The 2,374-nt window shown below is 48.6% G+C and carries 2 tRNA genes and 2 rRNA genes; all 4 read right to left on the bottom strand.

Features of this window, described 5'->3' with window-relative positions:
• Positions 1–108 (bottom strand): 23S ribosomal RNA (locus AC5YCE_RS15500); the annotation flags it as partial.
• A 461-nt stretch (positions 109–569) separates the two neighbouring features.
• Positions 570–645: transfer RNA gene (locus AC5YCE_RS15495), tRNA-Ala, on the bottom strand.
• 36 nt (positions 646–681) lie between these two features.
• Positions 682–758: transfer RNA gene (locus AC5YCE_RS15490), tRNA-Ile, on the bottom strand.
• A gap of 61 nt (positions 759–819) precedes the next feature.
• Positions 820–2,357: ribosomal RNA gene (locus tag AC5YCE_RS15485) — 16S ribosomal RNA — on the bottom strand.
• Positions 2,358–2,374 lie beyond the last annotated feature (17 nt).

Raw genomic sequence — 2,374 nt, 5'->3', positions numbered from 1 at the left:
CCGGATCACAGGATATTTGCCGCCTCCCCGGAGCTTATCGCAGGCTATTACGTCTTTCATCGCCTCTGACTGCCAAGGCATCCACCACATGCACTTAATTACTTGACTATACAACCCCAAACAGTCGATTGTTCCTACAAGCAGAACATTCAACATTACAGTTTGAAGTACTGTGAATTTAATCACTGTACAGCTTCAATCTAATTCATATACCAAAACGCTTGATTCAGTTAATCGCTAGTTTCTCATCACTTCATTTTCATTCAACCGTTTCACTTGCGTGTCACAATTCAATGTCAATTTAGTTCTGAGCCTTAAACAATTTATTTCAACTCAAATATATTCTGTTAATGATTCACTGTATCCTCGTCGGACTACAGTCAACTGTGATAAATCACAGAGATTACCAAGTCAGCATATCTTAATGCTTATACTTGTTAATCTCTAGGATCTAAACACTTATTCGCTCAAGGACTAAACAACTTCAACACTGTATGTTCACATACTGCGCGAAGCATAGCTTCTTGCTTAAATTCTTGGAAAAAGCAGCGCTTTTTAACCCAAAAATTTGGTGGAGACTAACGGAGTCGAACCGTTGACCTCCTGCGTGCAAAGCAGGCGCTCTACCAACTAAGCTAAGTCCCCAGCTTATCACTTATAGATTCGATGTATCTTAAGTCATGGTGGGTCTGACAAGACTTGAACTTGTGACCCCACGCTTATCAAGCGTGTGCTCTAACCAACTGAGCTACAGACCCTCAGATACATCTTCATGAAGAACAACTTGTTGTGGATTCTTACCGATCGTCAATCTTTCGTTAAGGAGGTGATCCAGCCGCAGGTTCCCCTACGGCTACCTTGTTACGACTTCACCCCAGTCATCGGCCACACCGTGGTAAGCGTCCCCCCTAAGGTTAGACTACCTACTTCTGGTGCAACAAACTCCCATGGTGTGACGGGCGGTGTGTACAAGGCCCGGGAACGTATTCACCGCGGCATTCTGATCCGCGATTACTAGCGATTCCGACTTCATGGAGTCGAGTTGCAGACTCCAATCCGGACTACGATCGGCTTTTTGAGATTAGCATCCTATCGCTAGGTAGCAACCCTTTGTACCGACCATTGTAGCACGTGTGTAGCCCTGGTCGTAAGGGCCATGATGACTTGACGTCGTCCCCGCCTTCCTCCAGTTTGTCACTGGCAGTATCCTTAAAGTTCCCGGCTTAACCCGCTGGCAAATAAGGAAAAGGGTTGCGCTCGTTGCGGGACTTAACCCAACATCTCACGACACGAGCTGACGACAGCCATGCAGCACCTGTATCAGAGTTCCCGAAGGCACCAATCCATCTCTGGAAAGTTCTCTGTATGTCAAGACCAGGTAAGGTTCTTCGCGTTGCATCGAATTAAACCACATGCTCCACCGCTTGTGCGGGCCCCCGTCAATTCATTTGAGTTTTAGTCTTGCGACCGTACTCCCCAGGCGGTCTACTTATCGCGTTAGCTGCGCCACTAAAGTCTCAAAGACCCCAACGGCTAGTAGACATCGTTTACGGCATGGACTACCAGGGTATCTAATCCTGTTTGCTCCCCATGCTTTCGTACCTCAGTGTCAGTATTAGGCCAGATGGCTGCCTTCGCCATCGGTATTCCTCCAGATCTCTACGCATTTCACCGCTACACCTGGAATTCTACCATCCTCTCCCATACTCTAGCCAACCAGTATCGAATGCAATTCCTAAGTTAAGCTCAGGGATTTCACATTTGACTTAATTGGCCACCTACGCACGCTTTACGCCCAGTAAATCCGATTAACGCTCGCACCCTCTGTATTACCGCGGCTGCTGGCACAGAGTTAGCCGGTGCTTATTCTGCGAGTAACGTCCACGCACCTAGAGTATTAATCCAGGGCGCCTCCTCCTCGCTTAAAGTGCTTTACAACCAAAAGGCCTTCTTCACACACGCGGCATGGCTGGATCAGGGTTCCCCCCATTGTCCAATATTCCCCACTGCTGCCTCCCGTAGGAGTCTGGGCCGTGTCTCAGTCCCAGTGTGGCGGATCATCCTCTCAGACCCGCTACAGATCGTCGCCTTGGTAGGCCTTTACCCCACCAACTAGCTAATCCGACTTAGGCTCATCTATTAGCGCAAGGCCCGAAGGTCCCCTGCTTTCTCCCGTAGGACGTATGCGGTATTAGCGTTCCTTTCGAAACGTTGTCCCCCACTAATAGGCAGATTCCTAAGCATTACTCACCCGTCCGCCGCTAAGTGATGTAGCAAGCTACATCTCCCCGCTCGACTTGCATGTGTTAAGCCTGCCGCCAGCGTTCAATCTGAGCCATGATCAAACTCTTCAGTTTAATATTGCTTAGTGCCT

The organism is Acinetobacter sp. CY79 (assembly GCF_059515845.1).
The sequence above is the reverse complement of the archived record's forward strand: the minus strand, read 5'-3'. Positions and strand labels throughout refer to the sequence as shown.